This window comes from Pararhodobacter zhoushanensis, from assembly GCF_025949695.1.
GTDB classification, from domain to species: Bacteria; Pseudomonadota; Alphaproteobacteria; order Rhodobacterales; family Rhodobacteraceae; genus Pararhodobacter; species Pararhodobacter zhoushanensis_A.
This window is the reverse complement of record NZ_JAPDFL010000001.1, coordinates 2,649,514-2,673,035: the sequence shown is the minus strand read 5'-3', so window position 1 is coordinate 2,673,035 and position 23,522 is coordinate 2,649,514. Positions and strand designations below refer to the sequence as shown.

The 23,522-nt window shown below is 64.8% G+C and carries 20 protein-coding genes; 9 read left to right on the top strand and 11 right to left on the bottom strand.

Annotated elements, in window-relative coordinates; translation table 11 throughout:
* Window positions 1–53: 53 nt before the first annotated feature.
* The gene (locus OKW52_RS13365) at window positions 54–1,235 is read right to left on the bottom strand and encodes a cytochrome P450 (RefSeq protein ID WP_264506159.1); all 1,182 of its coding nucleotides are present in this window, start codon (window positions 1,233–1,235) and stop codon (window positions 54–56) included.
* A 123-nt stretch (window positions 1,236–1,358) separates the two neighbouring features.
* On the opposite strand from OKW52_RS13365, the gene OKW52_RS13360 reads away from it, so the two are divergent.
* The gene (locus OKW52_RS13360; RefSeq protein WP_264506158.1) at window positions 1,359–1,724 is read left to right on the top strand and encodes a hypothetical protein; all 366 of its coding nucleotides are present in this window, start codon (window positions 1,359–1,361) and stop codon (window positions 1,722–1,724) included.
* Here the strand turns inward: OKW52_RS13360 and OKW52_RS13355 are convergent, their stop codons facing one another.
* Window positions 1,725–3,113 carry a M20/M25/M40 family metallo-hydrolase gene (locus tag OKW52_RS13355; protein ID WP_264506157.1) on the bottom strand — a complete coding sequence of 463 codons (1,389 nt, stop codon included), beginning with the start codon at window positions 3,111–3,113 and terminating at the stop codon, window positions 1,725–1,727.
* Between the two features lie 177 nt (window positions 3,114–3,290).
* Between OKW52_RS13355 and OKW52_RS13350 the strand changes: the two genes are divergently transcribed.
* The 5 genes from OKW52_RS13350 to OKW52_RS13330 all read left to right on the top strand — a co-directional run bounded on the left by OKW52_RS13350 (window position 3,291) and on the right by OKW52_RS13330 (window position 9,225).
* A complete protein-coding gene (locus OKW52_RS13350; RefSeq protein ID WP_264506156.1) occupies window positions 3,291–3,881 on the top strand; it encodes a 5-aminolevulic acid synthase in 591 nt (196 codons plus the stop codon).
* Between the two features lie 146 nt (window positions 3,882–4,027).
* Entirely contained in the window at window positions 4,028–5,257 is a 1,230-nt protein-coding gene (gene hemA, locus OKW52_RS13345; RefSeq protein ID WP_264506155.1) for a 5-aminolevulinate synthase, read from the top strand.
* A 151-nt stretch (window positions 5,258–5,408) separates the two neighbouring features.
* On the top strand, window positions 5,409–6,620 hold the full coding sequence (locus tag OKW52_RS13340; protein WP_264506154.1) for a helix-turn-helix domain-containing protein: 1,212 nt from the start codon (window positions 5,409–5,411) through the stop codon (window positions 6,618–6,620).
* 104 nt (window positions 6,621–6,724) lie between these two features.
* On the top strand, window positions 6,725–7,849 hold the full coding sequence (gene ispG / locus OKW52_RS13335; protein ID WP_264506153.1) for a flavodoxin-dependent (E)-4-hydroxy-3-methylbut-2-enyl-diphosphate synthase: 1,125 nt from the start codon (window positions 6,725–6,727) through the stop codon (window positions 7,847–7,849).
* 254 nt (window positions 7,850–8,103) lie between these two features.
* Window positions 8,104–9,225, top strand: coding sequence for a flagellar motor switch protein FliG (locus tag OKW52_RS13330; protein WP_264506152.1), 1,122 nt, complete (start codon window positions 8,104–8,106; stop codon window positions 9,223–9,225).
* A gap of 8 nt (window positions 9,226–9,233) precedes the next feature.
* Here the strand turns inward: OKW52_RS13330 and hflX are convergent, their stop codons facing one another.
* The 9 genes from hflX to dusB form a co-directional block, all read right to left on the bottom strand.
* Window positions 9,234–10,562 carry a GTPase HflX gene (gene hflX / locus OKW52_RS13325; RefSeq protein WP_264506151.1) on the bottom strand — a complete coding sequence of 443 codons (1,329 nt, stop codon included), beginning with the start codon at window positions 10,560–10,562 and terminating at the stop codon, window positions 9,234–9,236.
* 21 nt (window positions 10,563–10,583) lie between these two features.
* On the bottom strand, window positions 10,584–10,817 hold the full coding sequence (gene hfq / locus OKW52_RS13320; RefSeq protein WP_107750348.1) for an RNA chaperone Hfq: 234 nt from the start codon (window positions 10,815–10,817) through the stop codon (window positions 10,584–10,586).
* A gap of 168 nt (window positions 10,818–10,985) precedes the next feature.
* Window positions 10,986–12,479, bottom strand: coding sequence for a TrkH family potassium uptake protein (locus tag OKW52_RS13315; protein WP_264506150.1), 1,494 nt, complete (start codon window positions 12,477–12,479; stop codon window positions 10,986–10,988).
* Between the two features lies 1 nt (window position 12,480).
* Window positions 12,481–13,857, bottom strand: a complete 1,377-nt coding sequence (gene trkA / locus OKW52_RS13310; RefSeq protein WP_127103790.1) for a Trk system potassium transporter TrkA — start codon at window positions 13,855–13,857, stop codon at window positions 12,481–12,483.
* Between the two features lie 21 nt (window positions 13,858–13,878).
* Window positions 13,879–15,270 carry a nitrogen assimilation response regulator NtrX gene (gene ntrX, locus OKW52_RS13305; protein ID WP_127103791.1) on the bottom strand — a complete coding sequence of 464 codons (1,392 nt, stop codon included), beginning with the start codon at window positions 15,268–15,270 and terminating at the stop codon, window positions 13,879–13,881.
* Entirely contained in the window at window positions 15,267–17,567 is a 2,301-nt protein-coding gene (locus OKW52_RS13300) for a sensor histidine kinase NtrY-like (protein ID WP_264506149.1), read from the bottom strand. The genes ntrX and OKW52_RS13300 overlap by 4 nt, the downstream gene beginning before the upstream one ends.
* An 83-nt stretch (window positions 17,568–17,650) precedes the next feature.
* Window positions 17,651–19,051, bottom strand: a complete 1,401-nt coding sequence (locus OKW52_RS13295) for a sigma-54 dependent transcriptional regulator (RefSeq protein ID WP_264506148.1) — start codon at window positions 19,049–19,051, stop codon at window positions 17,651–17,653.
* On the bottom strand, window positions 19,051–20,154 hold the full coding sequence (locus OKW52_RS13290) for a two-component system sensor histidine kinase NtrB (protein WP_264506147.1): 1,104 nt from the start codon (window positions 20,152–20,154) through the stop codon (window positions 19,051–19,053). The genes OKW52_RS13295 and OKW52_RS13290 overlap by 1 nt, the downstream gene beginning before the upstream one ends.
* Window positions 20,151–21,140, bottom strand: coding sequence for a tRNA dihydrouridine synthase DusB (dusB, locus tag OKW52_RS13285; protein WP_264506146.1), 990 nt, complete (start codon window positions 21,138–21,140; stop codon window positions 20,151–20,153). Before dusB ends, OKW52_RS13290 begins: the two co-directional genes overlap by 4 nt.
* A 228-nt stretch (window positions 21,141–21,368) precedes the next feature.
* Here dusB and OKW52_RS13280 point away from each other — a divergent pair, with 228 nt between their 5' ends.
* From OKW52_RS13280 to OKW52_RS13270, 3 genes are read left to right on the top strand one after another with little or no spacing between them, the layout of a single operon-like run.
* Window positions 21,369–22,520 (top strand): bifunctional 2-C-methyl-D-erythritol 4-phosphate cytidylyltransferase/2-C-methyl-D-erythritol 2,4-cyclodiphosphate synthase, encoded by a 1,152-nt coding sequence (locus OKW52_RS13280; RefSeq protein WP_264506145.1) that lies wholly within the window; start codon window positions 21,369–21,371, stop codon window positions 22,518–22,520.
* Window positions 22,517–23,011: a phosphatidylglycerophosphatase A family protein gene (locus OKW52_RS13275; protein ID WP_264506144.1), complete on the top strand. Its 495-nt coding sequence runs from the start codon at window positions 22,517–22,519 to the stop codon at window positions 23,009–23,011. Before OKW52_RS13280 ends, OKW52_RS13275 begins: the two co-directional genes overlap by 4 nt.
* Window positions 23,008–23,493, top strand: a complete 486-nt coding sequence (locus OKW52_RS13270) for a CinA family protein (RefSeq protein WP_264506143.1) — start codon at window positions 23,008–23,010, stop codon at window positions 23,491–23,493. The genes OKW52_RS13275 and OKW52_RS13270 overlap by 4 nt, the downstream gene beginning before the upstream one ends.
* Window positions 23,494–23,522 lie beyond the last annotated feature (29 nt).

Sequence of the window (23,522 nt, the reverse complement as noted above, 5' to 3'; positions counted from 1 at the left end):
GCGGGTGGCAACCCGCGCGCGCGGCGGGGGCTCGATGCCCCCGCCGCGCGCCCCTACCTCTCGACCAGCAAGCGGGTCAGCCCGTGGAAATGATAGGTGCCCGCATACGCTGGCTTACCCACCAGCCGCAGCTTGGGGCAAACCTCGAACAAGACCGGCAGCGCCCGCGCCATCTCCAGCCGCGCCAATGGGGCGCCCACGCAGAAATGCAGCCCGACACCGAACGCCAGATGCGGCTTGGCCGGCCGTGCCGGATCAAAGCGCCCGGGCGCGTCCCACATGCCCGGATCGCGATTGGCCGCCGCCAGCATCACCCCGACCTCATCGCCCGGCTCGAACACATGACCCATGACCTCGATGCGCTCATAGGCCCAGCGGGTGAACATGTGCAGCGGCGGATCGAAGCGCAGCATTTCGTCAACCGTGCCGTCGATCTTGGCGGCAGACAACCAGTCACGCGGGCCGCCCTGCTCCAGCAGCGCCTTCACGCCATTGCCGATGCCATGCACCGTGGCCTCATGCCCCGCGTTCAGCAGCAGGATACAGGTCGAGATCAGCTCATCGGTTGACAGCTTCTCGCCCTGTTCCTCGGCAGCGATCAGCGAGGTGATCAGATCCTCGCGCGGGGCGCGTCGCCGCGTCTCGACATAATCGCGCAGGAATTGCGAGAACTCGGCGCTGGCTGTCGCCGCGGCCTCTTCCATCGCGCGGGTGCGCCCGGCCTGATACATGCCCACCATGGCATGGGACCAGCCCAGCAACTGGTCTTTCATCTCTTCGGGCACGCCCAGCATCCGGGCGATGATCACGACAGGAATCACTTCGGCAAAGTGGCTCAGCAGATCGAACGGCCCCTCGGGCAGCTTTTCCGCCAGCGACCGCGCCAGTGCCTCGACCTCATCACCCATCCCCTCGATCCGGCGCGAGGTGAAGGCGCGCAGCACCAGCGAGCGCAAGCGGCTGTGCCGCGGTGGCTCCAGTTCCAGCATCGAATGCGCCTCGACCGCGTAGAACGGTGCCGTGTGGTCGGCGATCGGCCGTTGTTTGTCAGCCGGAATTTCGCGCCCGAAGCGACGGTCGCGCAGAATGGCATTGGCTGCCGCATGGCCAAACACGCACGCAAGTCCGTATTCTTCCCAGAACACCACTGGCCCGGCGGCGCGGGCGCGGTCATAGAACGGATAGGGATTCTGGACGAACTCAGGGTCAGTGGGGGATTGGTGGACGCGCTGCATGAAAGGGCCGTTCAGGTCAGGATCAAGGAACGCCGGACCCTGCCGCGCGCCCGCGCAAGGGTCAAGGCGCGACGCAGCGGCCTTATCTTTGAACGCCGCCGCTCTGTGCGACGACCCATGGCCATGGAAAATCCCCTGACCCCCTCGCGCGCGCACTCAACGCCGCTGTCACCCGCCGCCGCCGGCCTTGGCGCGGCGGCCCTGCTGGTTCTGGCGGTGCTCGCCGGAATCGTCTCGCTGCTGCCCGCTCAGGGTCAGCCGCTGGGCATGCTTCTCGGTATCCTCGGCTCCCTCGCCGTGGCGCTGGTGCTGCCTGCAGCCCGGTGTCATCCGTTGCTGGCGATGGTGTGGAGCGCGCTGGCGTTCAGCTTGCCAGTCGCGCTGGTCCTGATGCATCCCGGCCTGCCACTTGGCGTGGCGCTGGCCTTTGGGGCGGCAGGCGTCTGGGTGATCCTCACCACCGCCGCCTGCCGCCACACGCGGCGCTGATCAGAGCCGCGACAGCGCGTCCAGAACCCGGACCCAGCTGCGGATCCCCTTATGGAACGCGGTCAGGTCGTATTTCTCGTTCGGCGAATGGATCTGGTCGTCGTCATTGCCAAAGCCGATCAGCATCGAATCCATCCCCAGAATGTTCTGGAAATGCCCGGCAACCGGGATCGAGCCGCCGCAGCCGATAAACGCCGCCGGGCGCGGCCATTCATCGGACAGTGCCTGACGCGCCGCCTCGAAGGCCGGGTTCTCGATCGGCATTGTGGTCGCTGAACTGCCCTCGGTGTCGAGCAGTTCAAAGCTGCAATCGGCGGGCATCCGGGCCGCGACATGGGCCTTGAACGCGGCCAGCACGGCCTGCGGATCCTGCGTGCCGACCAGACGGAAGCTGACCTTGGCCGAGGCTTTCGACGGCAGCACCGTCTTGAACCCGGCGCCGGTGTAGCCCGACGTCATGCCGTTCACTTCGCAGGTTGGCCGCGACCAGATCATTTCCAGCGCCGAGCGGCCTTTCTCACCCGCCGGGACCGACAGACCGACGCTGCCAAGGAAAGCTTCGGCGTCAAAGCCCAGATTGTCCCACTGCGCGCGCTGGGCGTTGCTCAGTTCGGGCACGCCGTCATAGAATCCCTCCAGCGTGCAGGCCCCGTCTTCGTCGTGCAGATCGGCCAGCACCCGCGACAGCACATGCGCCGGATTGCGCGCCGCCCCGCCGAACATGCCCGAATGCAGGTCTTTGTTCGGGCCGGTGATCACCAGCTCCAGCTTGGCCAGGCCCCGCAGCGCGGTGGTGATCGCCGGGGTTTCGGGGTCGAACATGCCGGTGTCACAGATCAGCGCGATGTCGGCCTTCAGATCCTCGGCATGGGCCTTGAGGTATGGCACCAGCGACGGCGAGCCGCTTTCCTCTTCGCCCTCAAAGAACATCGACACTTTGATCGGCAGGTCGTCATGCACCGCGCGCCACGCGCGGCAGGCTTCGACGAAGGTCATCAGCTGGCCCTTGTCGTCGGCGGCGCCACGACCGCGGATCACCTTGCCCTTGGGCGTATCCTCGATGGCCGGATCGAACGGTTCCCGGTTCCAAAGGTTAAGCGGATCAACGGGTTGCACGTCATAGTGACCATAGAACAACACATGGATACCCTCGCCCTCGTCATCATGGGCGACGACCATCGGATGGCCGGGCGTGGTGTGTTTGGCGGCGTCAAAGCCCAGTTCGGCCAGTTCTTCGACCAGCCAGTCGGCGGCCTTGTCGCAGTCCGCCTTGAAGGCCGGGTCGGTCGAGATCGAGGGCACACGCAGCAGCCCCATCAGGCGCTCGACCGAGGCGTCCAGTTGAGCATCGACATGGGCAAGGACAGGAGTCACGGCGTCAGAAGTCATCACATTTTCCCAATGGTTATGCGTCAACCTAGTCCCGGCAACGCCGATGAGTCCAGCAGGCGCGCGGGGACGCCGTGTTCAACCGAACGTGTGTTGGCAAAGCCCCGCGTAAGGGGCTGCACCGGCGCAACAAATCCGCTAGACAGGGGTGTTCTCAGACGCGCTGTGGAGTTGACCATGCCTTTCCGTCCCGCCCTTGCCCTGCTTGCAACCAGCGCGCTGTGTGCCGCCATTGCCCTGCCGGCCGCCGCCGATCCGCTGGATGCCGCCTCGGCCCGCGGCCAGTTGTTCCCCGCAGACCGGGTCGAGGTGCTGCGCTATGACGTGACGGGGTTGAGCGAGCAGGAAGTCACTGTGCTGACCACGGTTGCGCAAACCCAGAAATACTATGCTGCCATTGCTTTTGCGCCCGATGCTGGCATCATGGCTGAACCGACGGTGCTGGCTGCCAATTACCACTCGCCCGACGCCGCCCGCGAGGCCGCGTTCAGCGGCTGCAACGCCCGGCGCGACGGGGGACGTCCCTGCCAGTTGGCCATGGAGGTCCGGCCTGAGGGATGGCAAGCACGCGATCTGATGCTGTCGGCGGATGCGACAACGGCATTCGACGAAGACTATCGCCGGGCACGCGGATCGCGGGCCTTTGCAGTGTCGCTGGCCTCGGGTCAGTGGGGAATCGGTCGCGGGAACGGTGCGCCCGCTGAGGCCGTCGCGGCCTGTCAGGCCGACACCGAAGTTTCCGATTGCGCCGTCGTTATTGCCGATTGACTAAAAAAGTAGCCTGCGCAGCGGCCTGCGACACTTTTTAGAATTGATCCAGGTCATGTTTTTAGCGCATTCAAACATGCAAAGAACGTCCAGCTTTACATCTGGGCCCTGAAAATCGTGCCCAGCAGGACGCCAGGAGAAGACCCTTGACCTACGACGCAGCCCTCGATTCCGCCCTTCAACGTCTTCATGATGAAGGCCGTTACCGGACCTTTATCGATATCGAGCGCAAAAAGGGTCATTTTCCGCACGCCGTGTGGACGAAGCGCGATGGCACGGAGAAGGACATAACCGTCTGGTGCGGCAACGATTATCTGGGCATGGGTCAACACCCTGTCGTGCTGGAAGCGATGCATGAGGCAATTGATGCGACCGGCGCCGGGTCGGGCGGCACGCGCAATATCTCGGGCACCACGGTGTACCACAACCGCCTTGAGGCCGAGATTTCCGACCTGCACCAGAAAGAGGCAGCGCTGGTCTTCACCTCGGCCTATATCGCCAATGACGCGACGCTGAGCACCCTGCACAAGCTCTTCCCCGGCCTGATCATCTATTCCGATGCGCTCAACCATGCGTCGATGATCGAAGGCGTGCGTCGCAACGGCGGGGAAAAGCGCATCTTCCGTCACAACGACACCGCGCATCTGCGCGCCCTGCTGGAAGCCGACGATCCCAAGGCCCCCAAGCTGATCGCCTTCGAGTCGATCTATTCGATGGATGGCGACTTTGGTCCGATCGAAGCGATCTGCGATCTGGCGGACGAGTTCAACGCGCTGACCTATCTTGATGAGGTTCACGCCGTCGGCATGTACGGCCCCCGCGGTGGCGGCGTGGCCGAGCGTGACGGGCTGATGCACCGGATCGACATCATCAACGGCACGATGGCGAAAGCCTTTGGCGTGATGGGCGGCTACATCGCTGCATCGGCAAAAATGGTAGACGCTGTACGCTCTTATGCGCCGGGCTTCATCTTCACCACCTCGCTGCCGCCCGCGATTGCGGCCGGTTGCGCGGCGTCGATTGCCCTGCTCAAGACCGCAGAAGGCCAGCATCTGCGCGACGCACAGCAACTGCACGCCCGCATCCTGAAAAACCGGCTCAAGGGCATGGGTCTGCCGATCATCGATCACGGCAGCCACATCGTCCCCGTCCATGTCGGCAACCCGGTGCACTGCAAGATGCTGTCGGACATGCTGCTGGAAGATTTCGGCGTCTACGTTCAGCCCATCAACTTCCCAACCGTGCCCCGCGGGACCGAGCGTTTGCGCTTCACCCCGTCGCCGGTGCACGATCCCAAGGAAATTGACGCGCTTGTGAAGGCGATGGATCGGCTCTGGTCGCACTGTGCGCTGAATCGCGCTGAGTTGTCGGCGTAACAACGCCTTATGCTTCAAATGCTTCTCGCGATCTGCTAAGACTGTGATCAAGAGGTCGTTACGGTGCGACTCGCGTGCGTTCATCCCGACGCCACGCAGGCTGCACCCAAAACGACCCGAGGCGAGCAGGCGGTAAGCAGGGACAGGGCAGATGATTTGGCGTAAGGAACAGCCTCCGGCTCAGCCTGAGGTCAGCCAACGCGGGTTCGACGATTTCGAACTGCGATTGGGGGATATCCTGCGAGGCGAGCGCGCCACGCTGGGAAAATCGCTGCTCGACGTTCAGCGAGAGCTGCACATCCGCGCGACCTATATCGCGGCCATCGAGAACGGCGATCTCCAAGCCTTTGAAACCCCAAGTTTTATTGCCGGGTTCGTGCGGTCTTACGCGCGGTATCTCGGCATGGAACCCGAATGGGTCTATGAGCGGTTCTGCGTCGAGCACGGCTTTCAGGTCGCGCACGGCATGTCCGGCTTCGCCAATGCCACACCCAAGGTCGCCAAGATCGAACGGCCCGAGTATCGCTCGGGCGCGCTGAAAGGCGTTGGCATTCTCCCGGATCCCGAGCCCTTCTGGCGCCGGATCGAACCCGGTGCGCTGGGATCGGTCAGCGTGTTGCTGGCGCTGATTCTGGGTCTGGGCTATGCGGGCTGGACCGTGCTGAAAGAAGTGCAGCGCGTGCAGGTTGCTCCGGCAGACATGGTTCCCAACGTTGCCAGCGATATCAACCCCTTGGGCGCCGAGATGCGCAGCCCGGGCGGCGCTTTGGCAGCCAATGAAACCGACCCGCTTCTGGGTGCCGGCACCGCGCCGCGCACGCAAGCGCCCGAAAGCCCCACCACCGGGGCCGAAGGTCTGGTCCGTATCGCCCGCGCTCCGGCGCTGGACGTTCCGGTTCTGGTGCCGCGTGATGGACCGATTGCGTCGATCGTGCCTGAAGCTGCCCAGCCGCAGCAAAGCAACGCCTCGACCGATGCGGCCGTGATGCTGGCGCTGTCGGACGATCCCGCCGCGCCGCAGGTTGTGGGTGCCGGGCCGGATACCGTTGAACTGTTGGCCGTGCGCCCATCGTGGCTGCGCGTCCGCGGGGCTGACGGCTCGGTGATCTTCGAGCGGATTCTGGATGCCGGTGAACGCTACACCATCCCGCAGACCGAACAGCCGCCGACCTTGCATGCGGGCAACTCGGGCTCGGTCTATTTCCTGATCAACGGTCAGGCGTATGGCCCCTCGGCCCCCGGTGCGCAGGTGGTGCGCAACGTGCCGCTCGATGTCGCCGCGCTGCGCGACGACTATCAGGTCGCCGATATTGGACGCGATCAGGACCTTGCGGTCTTTGTCGCCCAACTGACCGACCAATAGCCCGACTGGCCCGCCCCGCGCGGGCCTTTTGCTGTCCGCCGCATTGCCCTTAGCCTGCCCCGGGCTTATGTCTGGGGCGAACTGATCAAGGCCCGGAAATCCCCATGTCGCTGAACCCGATCCGTCCCTGGCGCAACATCGAACGGCGCGTGTCGCGCAAGATCATGGTGGGCAACGTCCCCGTGGGGGGCGACTCGCCGATCTCGGTGCAGACGATGACCAACACCGACAGCTCGGACGTCAAGGCGACGCTGGCGCAGATCATCGCTGCCGCCGAAGCTGGCGCCGACATCGTGCGCGTCTCCACCCCCGACGAATCCAGCACCCGTGCCCTGCGTGAAATCACCCGCGAAAGCCCGGTGCCGATCGTTGCGGACATCCACTTCCACTATAAACGCGCCATCGAAGCCGCGCAGGCCGGTGCCGCCTGTCTGCGGATCAACCCCGGCAACATCGGCTCGTCCGAGCGGGTGCGGGAGGTGATCAAGGCGGCGCGCGATCACGGCTGTTCCATCCGCATCGGCGTAAACGCCGGGTCGCTGGAAAAGCACCTGCTCGACAAATACGGCGAGCCCTGCCCCGACGCCATGGTCGAAAGTGGCATGGACCACATCAAGCTGTTGCAGGATAACGATTTTCACGAATTCAAGATCAGCGTGAAGGCCTCGGATGTGTTCCTTGCTGCCGCTGCCTATCAGCAGCTGGCCGACGCAACGGATGCACCGATCCATCTGGGCATCACCGAAGCGGGCGGTTTCGTTTCAGGCGCGGTGAAATCGGCTGTGGGTATGGGCAACCTGCTCTGGGCCGGGATCGGTGACACGATCCGCGTCTCGCTCTCGGCGGACCCGGTCGAAGAGGTCAAGGTCGGCTACGAGATCCTCAAATCGCTGGGTCTGCGCACGCGCGGTGTGCAAATCATCTCGTGCCCCAGCTGCGCGCGGCAGGGTTTTGACGTGATCAAGACGGTCGAGGCGCTGGAAGACCGGCTGTCTCACATCAAGACACCGATGAGCCTGTCGATCATCGGCTGCGTGGTGAACGGCCCCGGTGAGGCGCTGATGACCGACATCGGGTTCACGGGCGGCGGTGCCGGGTCCGGCATGATCTATATGGCGGGCAAACAGGACCACAAACTGTCCAACGACCGCATGATCGAGCATATCGTCGAACTGGTCGAAGCCCGCGCAGCCCAGCTTGAGGCGGCGGCAAAGGAAGCCGCGGAATAAGTGATCGCATAAAAGAACGCCGCGAGAGGGAGGTCTCGCGGCGATTAGTGTTCCGGGTACAGGGAGGTGCGCCCAGGAAACGGGAGATGAAGGTCAGGCCCGGGGCCAGCCCTTCGCCTGCTGTTTAAACCCTTGCAGGTGCAGCGATCCTTGATCTGGATCAACCGACCGATTTTTCCCGGTACGGCCTGCGACATTATCCGTCGATTAACCGAGTCAGGGCAGTGTGAGCGTATCCAGAAACGGAATCGCGTATGCCCATGGACTTGCCCGCCCTCTCGCCCCTCGCGCTTGCCGCAGCCGCGCTTGATGATGATGTGCCCGCCATGCGTGCAGCGCGGGGCACCGCGCCCACGGGGCGCAGCATCCGGGCGCTGACTGGCAAGCAAAAGGCCGCCATCCTGGTGCGGTTGCTGCTGGCTGAGGGTGCGGATGTCAAACTCTCGACCCTGCCTGAAGAGATGCAAACCAAGCTGACCGAAACGCTGGGCGAAATGCGTCTGGTCGACCGCGATACGCTCAGCGCCGTGATCAGTGAGTTCATCGAAACGATCGAGCAGGTCGGACTCAGTTTTCCGGGCGGGCTGGGCGGCGCGCTCAAGGCGCTGGATGGCAAGCTGAGCCAAGGCGCCAGCGCGCGCCTGCGCCAGATGGCCCGCGATGGGACGGACCCGTGGGAGCGGGTGTTGCAGGCCGATACCAACACGCTGATCGCCGTCCTGGAGCCCGAAAGCGCCGAGGTGGCGGCGGTCGTGCTGTCCAAACTGCCGGTCAAGCGCGCGGCCGAAGTGCTGGGCAGGCTGCCCGGCGAACGGGCGCGGCGGGTGGCCTATGCCGTGTCCCTGACCGAAGGGATCGCCCCGCCCATGGTCGCCCGCATCGGCTATGCCATCGCCGGAGAGTTGGACAACCGCCCCACCCGCGCCTTCCCGGCGGCGCCGGCCTCGCGCGTTGGGGCAATGCTGAACAACACCAGCGCACAGGTCCGCGACACCTTGCTGGACGGGTTGACCGAGGAAGACGTGGATTTCGCCGAGGGTGTCAGACGGGCAATCTTCACCTTTGCCAATCTGTCCGAGCGGCTCAATCCCCGCGATGTGCCCAAAGTGCTGCGCGAACTGCCGCAAAACGACCTTATCATCGCGCTGGCCGCCTCACTGGCGGCGCCCGACAGTCCGAATGGTCAGGCGGCGACGTTCATGCTGTCAAACATGTCGCAACGTATGGCCTCGACCCTGCGCGATGAGGTTGAAAACCGCGGCAAGATCAAACCGAAAGAGGCAGAGGCGGCGTTGTCTGCGGTGGTCAATGCTGTGCGAACGCTGGTCGAAGACGGGGAAATCACCCTGCGCGAGGATGACGATGAAGACGAGTGAGGCGCTGCTCAGCTCTCGTCATCCGGCGGGGCAACCACCGCCGTGAGCATCGACTCGAATCGCCGCTTTTGCTTGGCCGACCACGACACTGTCAGGACGGGTCCGTCATCGGTGCCCTCTTCGCTCTGCACGATGCCTTCGGCATAGGCCCAGGCGCGCGCTTTGCCCTCGCTATGGCTGATCGCGACGGTCTCGACCCGGCGTTCGTCACCCAGCGCCTGACCCATCGCCGCGACCAGATCATCCAGTCCCTGCCCGGTCAGCGCAGACACCGCGATCACGTTATCCGTCCGCGCAGCCACGGTTTGCAGCGGGTCTTCGGCGGGAAGCAGGTCGATCTTGTTCCACACGTCGATGCGCGGCACGTCCTTGCCGACGCCAAGGTCGGACAGGATCGACTCGACATCCGCTGCCTGCGCTTCGGTGTCGGGATGCGAAATGTCGCGGACGTGCAGGATCAGATCGGCCTCAAGCACCTCTTCCAGCGTGGCGCGGAAGGCCGCGACCAGCTGCGTCGGCAGTTCCGAGATGAAGCCCACGGTATCCGACAGGATCACCGACAACCCGCCGGGTAGCGTGACCGCGCGCATCGTCGGGTCCAGCGTGGCGAAAAGCATGTCTTTCGCCATCACATCTGCACCGGTCAAGTGGTTGAACAGCGTCGATTTTCCGGCGTTGGTATAGCCCACCAGCGCAACCACCGGATACGGCACCCGCCGCCGAGCGGCGCGGTGCAGCTCGCGCGTGCGCACGACCTTGTCCAGCTGCCGGCGCAGGCGCACCATCTGTACGTCGATCGCGCGGCGGTCCGCCTCGATCTGCGTCTCGCCGGGGCCCCCGACAAAACCCAGGCCGCCGCGCTGACGCTCAAGGTGGGTCCAGGCGCGCACCAGCCGCGTGCGCTGATAGCTCAGCGCCGCCAGTTCGACCTGCAGCACGCCCTCGCGGGTCCGCGCGCGGTCGGCGAAAATCTCCAAAATCAACCCGGTGCGGTCCAGAAGCTTGACGCCCCAGTCCTTTTCCAGATTGCGCTGCTGCACAGGCGTGACCCGGCCATCGACGAGCACCAGCTCGATCTCGTCAGCCTCGATCTGCGCTTTCAGCTCTTCGACCTTGCCCGACCCGAACAACCGCCCCGGCAGTGCCTTGGGCAGCCGCACGATCTGGCCGCGCACAACGTCGATCCCCGGCAGGGCCATCGCCAGCGCCAGCCCCTCGGCCAGCAAGGCCTCGGCACTGCGCGAGGCGTCATTGCCCCGGATATCAGGGTGCAGCACCAGCGCCTTTTGGCGCCGGGTTCCACCGTCTCCGTCCAGTTCGCTTACGTCAATGGTCACGATAGGCGGCCCAGACGGACCTCAATCCTCACCGTTATACAGGGAAATCGGTTGGCCCGGCATGATGGTCGAAATGGCATGTTTATAGACCAGTTGGCTCTGCCCTTCACGGCGCAGAAGCACGCAGAAGTTGTCAAACCACGTGATCACGCCCAACAGCTTGACCCCGTTGATCAGGAAAATCGTTACTGGAACCTTGTTCTTGCGAACATGGTTGAGAAAAGCGTCCTGCAAATTCTGTTTGTCTACGGCCATTTTCTTTGCCTTTTGTTATCGGCCCACGCAGCCATATGCTGGCGTAGTCTCCCCCTGCGCGCTGCAGTATGAAGGGAGGCTCCGCAAGTTTCCAGCCCGAAAGAGCGCCTTTTCAGCGGATTACACGGCGAATCGCATCACTGACGTGAGTCGTCAGGCGTGCTTTGATCAATTGCGCCGCGATCGGTCAAGGATCGCAGCCAGCAAAACAAGAATTTCGAGCCTGCCAAGAATCATGGCAAGTGCCAAGACAACACGGGCGGGATCGCTTAGCAGAACCCAATAAAGTGGCAGATCGCCCGCCACCTGGACCAGCTGCCCTGTGTTGGTCAGCGCGGCGACACCGAAGATCATCGCGGTTTCCAGACTCATGCCGCTAAACAGCAGCAAGGCCACCACCACGACCGAGGTCAGTGCGAAAACCATCGAGAACAGCCAGGCCGAGCGTGCGGCGGTGGTGGCGAGAAAGCGGTCGTACTCATTCCCCCCACCACCATAGACGGGTAGATCATCCGCATCAGCTCGAACCGGCTGAGGCGGCCCAGCGAATAGAGCCGCAGCAGCTTGATCCCACCCGCTGTTGTCGCCACCCCCGCCGAGCAGGGCCATGCTCATCAGGATCAGGCCCGGAGGGGTCAGCCCGGACCAGACCCGGCTGGCGATCCAGTCCTGATTGACGAACCCGGTTGTGGTCAGGAAGGACAGCGAGGTGAACGCCGCCCCCCAGGCTGCGCGACCCATGGCGGGCAGGTTCTCGCCCTCACGCGTCTCAAACGCACCGGCCCAGTGTCGGGCCACGACAAACAGCGTCATCAGCGAGATCAGCACAACGGCGGTCAGGATTTCCGGGTCGCGGTGCAGGGGGCGGGTTCGTGCGCCGTGGCCGGGCAGGAACCGGCGGCTGAGCGCCAGACACAGGAAGGCGAAGATCGCCACTTCGGCGCCAAGGCCGATGTTGCCCAGCGTCTCGCGCGGGAGCACGCCCGAGGTCGACAGCGTCGCCATCGCCTGCATCAACGCGTCAAAGCCCGGCACGCCCATCATCGTCAGCAGCATCCACAGCGCCAGTGTCAGCCCGGCGAAGGCGGGCAGCAGGATCATCGTATGCGCCCGCAGACGCATCCCGCTGCCCGCCGCAGCACCGCTGCGGGGGATCGTCATCGGGTTGCGGCGGATCATCTCGTAGCCACCCAGCCGCAACGGGGCCAGCAGCGCCGTGGCGGCAGACAGAATGAACAGCCCGCCCAGCCAGCCCGCCATACCGCGCCACAGATGCACCGCATTGGGCACCCGCCGGGGCAGATCGAGCATCGAGGCCCCGGTGGTGGTAAAGCTTGAGATCATCTCGAACCACGCATCGACATAGCGCAATTGCGGCAAAGCATCCGCCAGCGGCAGCGCCATGACGGCGGGGAGCAGGATATAGATCGCGGCCAGCAGCGGAAACGGGCCGCCGGGGACGCTGCTGCGGCGGGTCTGACCCGCCATGGCGATGGCCACGAACCCGGCCAGCAGCAGACACAACAGCCCCCAGTAGAAGAAGATCCGCGCCAGACTGGCGTTGCCGTCGACCACCGCCTTGCCCGCCGGGACCATCATCAGCGCCCCGGCGATGGCGATCAGCGCGACCAGCGGCGGCACCCGTGTCAGGCGCTCGGGCATCTCAGAAATACTCCACCGCCACCTGCAGCAGGCGTTCGATCACCGGCACATCGTTGCGCAGGGCGAAGATGACCAGCTGGTCGCCTTCCTGCAACTCGGTCGTGCCGGTCGGTTTGACGAACTCGCCGTTCTTCTTGACCGCACCGACCAGTGCCCCCTCAGGGAAACCGATCGCGCCGATGGTCCGCCCGGCCAGTGGCGAGGTGGACAGCACTTGCGCCTCGATGACCTCGGCCTCGCCATCGCCGATGGTATAGATCGAACTGACGCGCCCCAGACGCACGTGACGCAGGATCGACGAGACGGTGGTGGCGCGCGGGTTGATATGCGCGTCGATCCCGAGGTGGTCCATCAACGGTACCAGCGACGGGTCGTTCACCAGCGCAATGGTCATCTTCGAGCCCATCGCCTTGGCCCGCACGCAGGCCAGCAGGTTGGTCTTGTCGTCATCCGTCACGGCCAGCACCGCATCGGCGCTTTCAATCGCGGCTTCGGTCAGCAACTCGCTGTCCATCCCGTCACCGTGCAGCACGATGGTACGCTCCAGCGCATCGGCGGCCACCTCGGCGCGGGCGCGGTCCCGTTCGATCACCTTGACGCGGACGCGGTCACGCTGGGTTTCCAGCGCCCGCGCAACGCCCAGACCGACATTGCCAGCCCCGACGATGACGATGCGTTCCTGCTTGGCCAGCGGTTTGCCGAAGATCGCCAGCGTCCGGGCCAAATCGCTGCTTTCGGAAACCACATAAATCTGGTCGCCGTCAAACAACTGATCCCCCGGCTCGGGCGCGAACAGCTTGCCACCGCGCCGCACGCCGACAACGATGGCGCGCAAGCTGGAGAAAAGCTCGGTCAGCTGGCGCAGCGGTGTGTTCAGCACCGGGCAATCGGCGTCCAGCGAGATGCCCGCCATGCGCACGCTGCCGTCCAGAAAGTCCTGAATGTCAAAGGTCGACGGCGCCGCCAGCCGCCGCAAAGCGGCACGCGAAACCTCGCGTTCCGGGTTGATGACCACGTCGATGGGCATGTGATCACGGCGAAACAGTTCGGTATAGCGCGGCTCAAGATAGCTTTGCGCGCGCAGCCGCGCGATCTTGCGCGTCACATTGAACACCGAATGCGCGACCTGACAGGTGACCATGTTCACCTCGTCGGAATGCGTGGCGGCGATGATCATATCGGCCTCACGCGCGCCGGCCTGTTCCAGCACATCGGGGTGCGAGGCAAAGCCGACAACCCCTTGAACCTCAAGCGTATCCGTCGCGCGGCGCACGAGGGCTGCGTTGTTGTCGACAATCGAGACATCGTTCGCCTCGCCCGCAAGATGACGGGCGATCTGCCAGCCAACCTGCCCCGCGCCGCAGATGATGATTTTCATCGCCCGTTAATCCCTATGTCGTCAGTCGTCGCGCCCGCCGCGTCCGCCTGAAAGCGCTGCGGTGTTCACCCCCAGCGATTTCAGTTTACGATGCAACGCAGAGCGTTCCATACCGACAAACGCAGCGGTACGCGAGATGTTGCCGCCGAAGCGGTTGATTTGCGTCAAAAGATATTCGCGCTCGAACAACTCGCGCGCCTCGCGCAGCGGCAAGGCCGCCAGACCGCCGCCCAGCACGACACGACCTTCTTCCTCGGGATCGGCGGATTCCGCGATCAGATCGCGCGCTTCAATCGCCTCTTGCCCGTCCCCCAGAATCAGCGCCCGCTCAATGACGTTGCGCAGCTGGCGGATGTTGCCGGGCCAGTTCATCGATTGCAGCTGAGTCTCGGCGTCCTCGGACAGCTCGCGCTTGGGCAGGCCTTGCGTCTGGTGCAACAGCTCGACGAAATGGCGGGCCAGCACCGGGATATCCTCGCGCCGGTCGGTCAGCGCGGGAACCTGGATCGGCACGACATTGAGCCGGTCATACAGCTCCTGACGGAACGTCCCCGCCGCAATCTCGGCGCGCAGGTCGCGCGTGGTCGACGAGATCACCCGCAGATCGACGCGCACCCGGTCTGCACCATCGACGCGGGTGAAGGTCTGCTCGACCAGCACACGCAGGATTTTGGACTGCGTGCCAAGGGGCATATCGGCCACCTCGTCAAGGTACAGCACCCCGCCATTTGCCTGTTCCAGCAGACCCGGAATGATCCCCCGCGCGCCGCTTTCCTGACCAAAGAGCACCGTTTCCATCTTGTCCGGCTCGATCGACGCACAAGAGACCGTGACGAAAGGCGCATCGGCGCGGTTGGATTGCGCGTGGATATACCGCGCCGCGACCTCTTTGCCGCTGCCCGACGGCCCGGTCAGCATCACCCGCCCGTTCGACCGCGTGACCTTGCCCAGTTGCGCGCGCAGGAACTTCATCGCCGCCGACTGTCCGATCATCTCGGTCGGGCCGGTGTCGCGCTTGCGCAGTTTGGTGTTTTCGCGCCGCAGCCGCGAGGTTTCCATCGCGCGGCCGATCACCACCAGCAGCTGATCGGTGTTGAAGGGCTTTTCGACAAAGTCATAGGCCCCCTTCTTGATCGCCTCGACCGCGATCTCGATGTTGCCGTGACCTGAGATGATGACCACCGGAATTGACGGATACTCGCGCTTGACCGACATCAGAATACCGATGCCGTCCAGCTTGGAATCCCGCAACCACAGGTCGAGGATCATCAGCATCGGCGGGTCACTGACCACCGCTGCCATCGCATCATCGGAATTGGCGGCGACGCGGGTCGAATACCCTTCGTCACGCAGGATCTCGGCAACCAGCTCGCGAATATCGCGTTCGTCGTCCACGATAAGGATGTCGCTCATGTTTCGGCTCCTGTGTCAGCATGGCCGCCGCGCGCAGAGCGCAAGACCGGCAACCGGATTTCAGCCAGCGCACCGCTGTGCGTGCAGCCCGCCATGGCGGGTGCATCGCGCAGCACCAGTGTACCGCCGTGTTCTTCGATGATCTTCTTGACGATCGGCAGGCCCAGCCCGGTGCCCCGCTCGCGCGTCGTCACGTAGGGTTCAAACAACCGCGCGCGGTCTTCCGGCAAGCCCACACCATTGTCGGCAATCTCGATGGTCGCGCGCTCGGGGCTGACCGCCATCGACACGCGGATCTGAGGTTGAAAGCCATCAGGAGCGCGACCGGCTTCGATAAGCCCTTCAATGGCTTCGCCCGCGTTCTTGAGCAAATTGGTCATCGCCTGCGTGATCATCGTGGGGTCAATTTCGACGATCAGCGGCTCGGTCGGCAGTTGGACCTCGAACGCCACACTTTCCTGCCCGGCCTCTTGCAACATCGTCGCATCGCGCAGCAGTTGCACCAGATCGGTCGGACGGCGGTCCGGTTCCGGCATACGCGCAAAGCGCGAGAATTCATCAACAATACGCCGCAAGTCATTGGTTTGACGGACAATAACGTCACTCAGCTGGCCAAGCGATGCCGCATCCTCGTCTTGCAACATCTTGCCGAATTTGCGCTTGATGCGCTCGGCCGACAGCTGGATCGGCGTCAGCGGGTTCTTGATCTCATGCGCGATGCGGCGCGCGACGTCGCCCCATGCAGCCATCCGCTGGGCCGAGACCAGCTCGGTCACATCGTCAAAGGCAACCACATAGCCCTCAAGCTCGCCGCTGGCGTTGCGCCGTTCCGCCAGCCGGACCAGCAGGCTTTCCAGCCGTCCGTTGCGGCTGATGCGGACCTCGTCCTGTACCCGCCCGCCGACCATGCGCCCCTCGCCGCCTTGCAGCCGTGAGAGCAGCGGGCCGAACTCGGGCACGACCTCGACCAGCGACTGATGCGCGACGCCGTCAGCGGAAATCTTGGTCAGCGTCTCGGCGGCACGGTTGACGAAATCAACGCGCCCGTCGGCGGTCAGGCCGATCACCCCGGCGGTGACCGAGCCCAGCACGGAATCAAACAACCGGCGGCGCTCTTCGATCTGGCGGGTGTTGGTCAGCAGCGTTTCGCGCTGCCCCTTCAGCTGGCGGATCATCTGGTTGAACACCCGGCCCATGGTGGCGATCTCATCTTCGCCGCGCTGTTCGGGCACCTGCACGTCCAGATCGCCGTCCCCGACTCTCTCGGCTGCCCCCGCCAGCCGCCCGATGGGCCGCGACAGCCCTTCGGCGAACCACATCCCCAGCCAGACAGCGGCCAGAATCAGGATCAGCGCAAAGCCGATATAGAGCAGCGCGAAATTGAACAGCACCGTGCCGCGCTCGGCCTCGAGCTGGTTGTAAAGCTGGATGGTCTGCTGGGTTTCGTCCAGCAGGCTGAGGATTTCACCATCCACCGCCCGCGCGACATAGAGCAACCGGTTCGGATACCCCGTCAGCGGCACCAGCGCGCGGAATTCGCTGTTGGGCCAGTCCTTGATCAGCGTCAGCTGCCCCCCGGCGGCCTGCGCCAGGTCCGCGCGATCGGGTTGAATGAAATCAAAGAGATACGATCGCTCGCCGCGCAGCCGGAGCGTGCCCTGAAAATCGATGATGAACGCCACGCGCAGCCCGCGCTGAATGGCGGCCTGCGCCTGACTGAGCAACTGGCGCGTATCGCCTTCGGACAGCGCAGGGCTGGCGCGGCGGGCGCTTTCGAGCAGGTTTGCAACGGCCTGCGCGTCTTCGGTCAGGTTGCGCTCCTGCTCGGCCTGATAGGCCTCGGCGGCGGCCAGCGAGTTGCCGACCACATTGCGCACCCGGTCGGAAAACCAGCCCTCGAGCCCCAGATTGATCGTCACCACGGCAAAGACTGCGACGGTGATGGCTGGCAGCAACGCAATCAGCGCAAAAAAGGCGGACAAGCGCAGGTGCAACCGTGACCCTGCAGACCGCGAACGCCGCGCGCCGATCATCCAGCTGATGCGCAACAGCACCAGTCCCGCCACGACCAGAATGTAGAACAGGTCCGCAACCAGCACGAGACGCAGCGACGGCAGGTTCTGCACGAAGGAGAACGGACCCAGCACCAGAGTCGTCGCCACGACGAGCACGGGTGCCAGCACAACCAGAACAAGCGTACCGCCAGCCTGAAGCCGCCGCTGAAACAGACTGCGGCGCGGCAAGACATGCTCTGCCGCGGGCGCAGTCACGCCAACAGGGCTGTCAGACGGGCTCATGGACGAGATTCAGGCAACACGGGCGGCAACAACGCGGTATAAGGTCAGCAGGTGCGGCACTTAGGCCACGCCCTGTTGCCTGACTACATCAATTTGCGCCGCCGTGTCACGCGAATATCCAGCTCGTTTGTCTTCTTTCGCAGCGTGTTTCGGTTGATACCCAGCAAATCAGCACAGCGTGCCTGATTTCCGCCCGTGTATTCCAGGGCGATATCAATCAGCGGCGCTTCGACTTCGCGCAGGATGCGCTGGTAGACCCCCGGTGGCGGCAGGTCGGCACCGTGCAACTCGAAGTAGCGACGCACATGACGGGCCACGGACTCGGCCAAGGTCCCCGCTTCGGTCGATTCGCCAGCTGGCGAGGTGGCGGGGTGGGCGTTGAGCGCCGATTCCATCTCGGCCCGGGTGATATCAGGCTCTTGCCCGGTGATCACCAGCCGCCGGATCACGTTTTCGAGCTGACGCACGTTGCCGGGCCAGCGGTACTGACGCACCAGTTCCAGCGCCGAGGCCGACAGACGGCGCGGGTTGCCGCCTTCGCGGGCGGCGCGGGCGAGGAAATGCTCGGCCAGCAGCGGAATATCCTCGATCCGTTCGCGCAGGGGCGGCACATGCAGCGTCACGCCGGACAGCCGGTAATAGAGGTCATGGCGGAACAGGCCCGACTCCAGCGCGCCGGTCAGGCTGCCATCGGCGATGGCGATGATACGCGGGCCGTCGGCAGGCAGCGCATCAAGCAGACGCACCAGACGCGCCTGCGCCGGGCCGTCCAGATCGCCCAACCCGTCGATGACCAGCGAGCCGCCGCGTGCGCGCGCCATCAGCGCCGCGCCCGAACTGCCCTGATCGGTGCCGAAATCCTGCGCCGAGGCCAGCACGAACGGCTGCGCCCGACGATCCGAGAAATCATGCAGCGCCCGCGCAATCAGCGACTTGCCGGTGCCGGATTCGCCGGTGATCAGTGCCGGAAGCTCGGCGTTCATCACCCGTGCGACCAGCCGGTACAGCGCCTGCATCGAGGGTGTCCGCCCGACCAGCGGCAGGTCTTCGGCGGCCGAAGGCTCGGGCAGGGAAATCGGTGCCGGGGTCTGTGACGGCGCCGGGGCGCGCACCCCGCGACGCGAACTTTCCATCGCCTTGCCCGCCCGCGACAGCAGGTCGGGCAGATCGAACGGTTTGGGCAGGTAATCCCAGGCCTCGGCCTCGGTTGCCTGAATGGCGGTCATGATGGTGTTCTGCGCCGAGATCACGATCACCGGCAGCCCCGGGCGCAGGGTCTTGATGCGCGGCAACATCTCGATGCCGTTGCCATCCGGCATCATCACATCGGTCACCACCAGATCGCCCTTGCCCTCTTCGACCCAACGCAACAGCGTGGTCAGGCTGGACGTGGCGTGAACCCGGCACCCGGCGCGCGTCAGCGCCTGGGTCAGCACGGTGCGGATCGTGCGGTCGTCATCAGCGACGAGGACGGTTCCATCCATCAGCGGGTCTCCTTGGTTGTGGTGGGGGCCATTGGCAGCGACACCCGAAAGATGGTCTGGCCGGGGCGTGACTTGACCTCGATCCAGCCCTCATGCGCGGCGATGATCTTCGAGACCAGCGCCAGCCCCAGCCCGGTGCCGTTTTCACGGCCCGATACGAAAGGCTCGAAGATATTCTCGGCGATGGCCGGAAGCAGGCCGGGGCCATCGTCGATGATTTCAACATGCAGCGGGAGGGCCACGCGCCGCTCGTCATGGCCTGCAACCTGCAGGCCGCGCTCGAAATAGGTGTGGATGCGGATCTTGCCGCCCTGAGGCTGGGCTTCGGACGCATTCTTGATCAGGTTCAGAAACACCTGCTGCAACTGGTCGGGGTCGGCCCAGACGTCGGGGAGCGACGGATCGTAGTCATCGCTCAGTTGCATATGCGCGCCAAAGCTGACCGTCGCCGACCGGCGCGCGCGCTCGAGCACGTCATGGATATTGATCGGCTTGCGATCCGGCGGGCGCTGATCGCCGAATTGTTCGACCTGATCGAGCAGCTTCACGATCCGCCGCGTCTCGGCGACGATCAGATCGGTCAGTTCGCGGTCCGCCGCGTTCAGCCCCATCGACAGCAGCTGTGCCGCGCCGGCGATACCGGCCAGCGGGTTCTTGATCTCATGCGCCAGCATCTCGGACATGCCGATGGCCGATTTCGCCGCCGCCTTGACCACCCGCGTGCGCCCCAGCCGCCCGGCGATGTCGCGCGGGGTGACCAGCAAGAGCAGCGTGTCAGCCGGATCATTCATCGGCGCGATCTGGATGGTGCACAGGACCGATGGTTTGTCGCTGGTGCTGACATCGCAATCATTGATGAAGATCGGCGCGCGGTTGTGGCGGGCGCGGGCCATCGCCTCTTCCATCGGGGCGTCGATATAAAGCCGGTCGGTGGCGACAGCCCCGCGCAGGATGGGGGCCGAGGCCGACAGAAACTGCTCGGCTGCCGGATTGCAGTCGAGGATAATCTCATCCCCGTCGCGCACACCGATCATGAAGGCGGGAATCGGCAAGGCCGAAAAGATCGCCCCCGGGACCGGTACTTGAGCGGGGTCTGTCGTCATGCTGCGGCCTTTGTTGGGGCAAGCGCATCGGGCAGCGCGGCGATCACCGCAGCCGGGTCGCTTTCGCGCATCAGCCGCGCCCGCAGCTCTGCCGGGCCCTGCGCCGCGTCGATGTACCAACCCAGATGCTTGCGCGCGATGCGGATGCCCAGATCGCGTCCGTAAAAGCTCAGCATCGCGTCGTAATGCGTCGCTACCAGCTCGACCAGCGCGGCTGCTTGCGGCACCAAGGGCGCAGGGGTGCCATACAGCGCCGCCCCGATCTGCGCCAAAAGCCACGGACGGCCTTGCGCGGCGCGCCCCACCATGATCCCGGCCGCCCCCGATTGGGCCAGCGCGCGGCGGGCGGCGGCGGGGCCGTCGATGTCGCCATTGACGATCACCGGCACGCTTGTCGCCTCGGTCACCGCGCGGATCGCCTGCCAGTCGGCCTGCCCGGTATAGAACTGTGCGCGGGTGCGGCCGTGGATGGTGATCATCTGCACGCCCGCCGCCTCGGCCCGCGCGGCGATGGACGCCGCGTTCAGGCAGTCACTGTCCCACCCCAGCCGCATCTTCAGCGTAACCGGAACCGAGACCGCGCCGACAACCGCGTCGATCAGCGACAGCGCCAGATCCGGCTCGCGCATCAGCGCCGAGCCTGCCGCCCCGCCGACAACCTTCTTGGCCGGGCACCCCATATTGATATCGATCAGCGGCGCGCCCTGCCCTTCGGCGATGCGCGCGGCTTCGGCCATGGCCTCGGGCGTGCGTCCGGCCAGCTGTACGGCAGTGGGAATTCGGTCATCCACCTCGGCCCGCGCCCGCGAGGCTGCACGGCGCGAGGGCCGTGCCGTGACCATTTCACCCGAGGCAATCATCTCGCTGACCAACAGACCTGCGCCGAATCCGGCAACCGCCTGCCGGAAAGGCAGGTCAGTAATTCCCGACATGGGCGCCAGAACAACGGGCGGATGCAGGTCAACAGGGAAAGCGGCAGATGTCATAGGCCCCTGTGCGGCAGAGATTTCGTGCTCATATAGCGCGCAGATTGGCTGGTCGGAAAGGCAAGTGCCTACAGTTTTGCCCAGTCTTTCATCTTTCGCGTCTTTAGTATGCATCTATCAACTCCAATCGCCCGATAATTAGGCGTTATTCGCGCAGCGGCACGGTGACTTGGCCTTGCAGCGCCATACACCTTCGCCTAATCCGGTGGCATGTCCTTTGTCAGCCCGATGTCCTTTGATACAGCCGTTATTCTGGTCGCCGCCGGTCGCGGCAGCCGGATGGGCGGTGATTTGCCCAAACAATGGCGCGATCTGGCCGGTCAGCCGGTGCTGGCGCATACCGTTGCCGCGTTTCGCGCGGCGGGGTTGGAGCGGATCCTTCTGGTCATTCACCCCGATGACCACGCGCGCGCCGAGCCTTTCGGCCTGCAACTGGTCCATGGCGGCGTCACACGAACCGAGTCGGTGCGCGCAGCGCTGGAGATGCTCGCTACCGATGCCCCGGCGCGCGTGCTGATCCATGACGGCGCGCGGCCTTTGATTGAGGTCGCGCAGATCGACGCGGTGCTTGAGGCCCTCAAAACCCATCCCGCCGCCGCCCCGGCCCTGCCCGTAACCGACGCCTTGTGGCGCGGCGCGGCGGGCAAGGTGGCGGGAACGCAGCCTCGGGACGGGTTGTACCGGGCGCAAACACCGCAAGGCTTCGACTTTCCCGCCTTGCTGGCCGCCTACCGCGCCCACCCCGAGGAAGCCGCTGACGACGTCGCCATCGCGCAGGCTGCCGGGATGGACGTGTGGATCACGCAGGGGAGTGAAGCGAATATCAAGCTCACCTATCCTGCCGATTTCCAGCGCGCCGAGCAGATCTTGATCGCCCACCGGAAAACTGAAAGTCAGACAATGGACATTCGCCTCGGCAACGGCTTCGATGTGCACGCGTTCACAGAAGGCGATCATTGCTGGATTTGCGGCATCAAGGTTCCCCATGACAAGGCCCTGCTTGGTCATTCGGATGCCGATGTCGGCATGCACGCCCTGACCGATGCGCTGTATGGGGCCATGGCCGAGGGGGATATTGGCCGCCACTTCCCGCCGTCCGACCCACAGTGGAAAGGCGCCGAGAGCCATATCTTCTTGCGCCACGCCGCCGATCTGGCCCGCGCCAAGGGCTTTGCGATCAGCAATTGCGATGTCACGCTGATCTGCGAACTGCCCAAGATCGGACCGCATGCCGAGTCGATGCGCGCGATGCTGGCCGAGATCATGCAGATCGAGGTCGAGCGCGTCTCGGTCAAGGCCACAACCTCGGAACGGCTGGGTTTTACCGGTCGCGAGGAAGGCATTGCCTCTATTGCCACCGCAACCCTGGTGAAATCATGACCCTTGCCCGCCTGACCTCCATCGGCTTCGGCCTTGGCCTTCTGCGCCCTGCACCCGGCACCTGGGGTTCGGCGGGGGCGCTGGCCATCGGGCTGGTCATTGACCGCTATCTCGGCGCGCCGGTGCTGGCCGCGGCGACCGTCGCGGCGATTCTCGCCGGGTTCTGGTCCTGCCATGCCGAGCTGCGCGACCGGCCCGGTGCAGACCCGTCCGAGATCGTGATTGATGAGGTCGCCGGTCAGTGGATCGCCCTTCTCTTCCCCGCTGTCGCCTTCTGGTGGCGTGGCTGGGACGACTGGATGCCCTACCCCGGCTGGGTCGCTGCTTTCGTGTTCTTCCGCCTGTTCGATATCTGGAAGCCGTGGATCATCGGTCGCGCCGACCGCCGCGCCGATTGGCAGGGTGTGATGCTTGATGACCTGCTGGCCGGGCTGTTTGCCGGTGTCGCCGTGATCGTCGCCGCGGGCGCGGCACATGGGCTCTTGATGTGACCGCGCTGGCCGAACAGGGACTGGCCGAGCAGGTACTGGCCGCCGCCCGCGCTGCCGGCCTGACCATCGCCACGGCGGAAAGCTGCACAGGCGGGCTGGTGGCCGGGGCGCTGACGGATATTGCCGGCTCCTCGGATGTGGTCGAGCGTGGCTTTGTCACCTACTCCAACACCGCCAAGCGCGAGATGCTGGGCGTGAAGGTCGAGACGCTTGAGGCCCACGGCGCGGTCAGCGAAGAGGTTGCGCGCGAAATGGCGTTGGGGGTGCTGGCCCATGCGCCTGTCGATCTGGCCGTGTCGATCACCGGAATTGCCGGGCCGGGCGGCTCTGAGCACAAGCCGGAGGGCCGTGTCTGTTTCGGGATTGCCCGGAAAAACGGCAGCTGCCGGGTTGAGACCGTCGAATTCGGCCCACGGGGCCGCGCAAATGTGCGGCAGGCGTCGGTCGCGCATGCCCTGCGGTTGCTCATGAGCGCCATCTAGCGTTTCAGTTTCGCTTATTATCCCGGCAC

Excerpts from the sequence above, each read along its gene's own strand:
- OKW52_RS13365 (WP_264506159.1), bottom strand. The coding sequence starts at position 1,235 with ATGCAGCGCGTCCACCAATCCCCCACTGACCCTGAGTTCGTCCAGAAT.
- OKW52_RS13360 (WP_264506158.1), top strand. The coding sequence starts at position 1,359 with ATGGAAAATCCCCTGACCCCCTCGCGCGCGCACTCAACGCCGCTGTCA.
- OKW52_RS13355 (WP_264506157.1), bottom strand. The coding sequence starts at position 3,113 with ATGACTTCTGACGCCGTGACTCCTGTCCTTGCCCATGTCGATGCTCAA.
- OKW52_RS13350 (WP_264506156.1), top strand. The coding sequence starts at position 3,291 with ATGCCTTTCCGTCCCGCCCTTGCCCTGCTTGCAACCAGCGCGCTGTGT.
- OKW52_RS13340 (WP_264506154.1), top strand. The coding sequence starts at position 5,409 with ATGATTTGGCGTAAGGAACAGCCTCCGGCTCAGCCTGAGGTCAGCCAA.
- ispG (WP_264506153.1), top strand. The coding sequence starts at position 6,725 with ATGTCGCTGAACCCGATCCGTCCCTGGCGCAACATCGAACGGCGCGTG.
- OKW52_RS13330 (WP_264506152.1), top strand. The coding sequence starts at position 8,104 with ATGCCCATGGACTTGCCCGCCCTCTCGCCCCTCGCGCTTGCCGCAGCC.
- hfq (WP_107750348.1), bottom strand. The coding sequence starts at position 10,817 with ATGGCCGTAGACAAACAGAATTTGCAGGACGCTTTTCTCAACCATGTT.
- OKW52_RS13315 (WP_264506150.1), bottom strand. The coding sequence starts at position 12,479 with ATGCCCGAGCGCCTGACACGGGTGCCGCCGCTGGTCGCGCTGATCGCC.
- trkA (WP_127103790.1), bottom strand. The coding sequence starts at position 13,857 with ATGAAAATCATCATCTGCGGCGCGGGGCAGGTTGGCTGGCAGATCGCC.
- ntrX (WP_127103791.1), bottom strand. The coding sequence starts at position 15,270 with ATGAGCGACATCCTTATCGTGGACGACGAACGCGATATTCGCGAGCTG.
- OKW52_RS13300 (WP_264506149.1), bottom strand. The coding sequence starts at position 17,567 with ATGAGCCCGTCTGACAGCCCTGTTGGCGTGACTGCGCCCGCGGCAGAG.
- OKW52_RS13295 (WP_264506148.1), bottom strand. The coding sequence starts at position 19,051 with ATGGATGGAACCGTCCTCGTCGCTGATGACGACCGCACGATCCGCACC.
- OKW52_RS13290 (WP_264506147.1), bottom strand. The coding sequence starts at position 20,154 with ATGACGACAGACCCCGCTCAAGTACCGGTCCCGGGGGCGATCTTTTCG.
- dusB (WP_264506146.1), bottom strand. The coding sequence starts at position 21,140 with ATGACATCTGCCGCTTTCCCTGTTGACCTGCATCCGCCCGTTGTTCTG.
- OKW52_RS13280 (WP_264506145.1), top strand. The coding sequence starts at position 21,369 with ATGTCCTTTGATACAGCCGTTATTCTGGTCGCCGCCGGTCGCGGCAGC.
- OKW52_RS13275 (WP_264506144.1), top strand. The coding sequence starts at position 22,517 with ATGACCCTTGCCCGCCTGACCTCCATCGGCTTCGGCCTTGGCCTTCTG.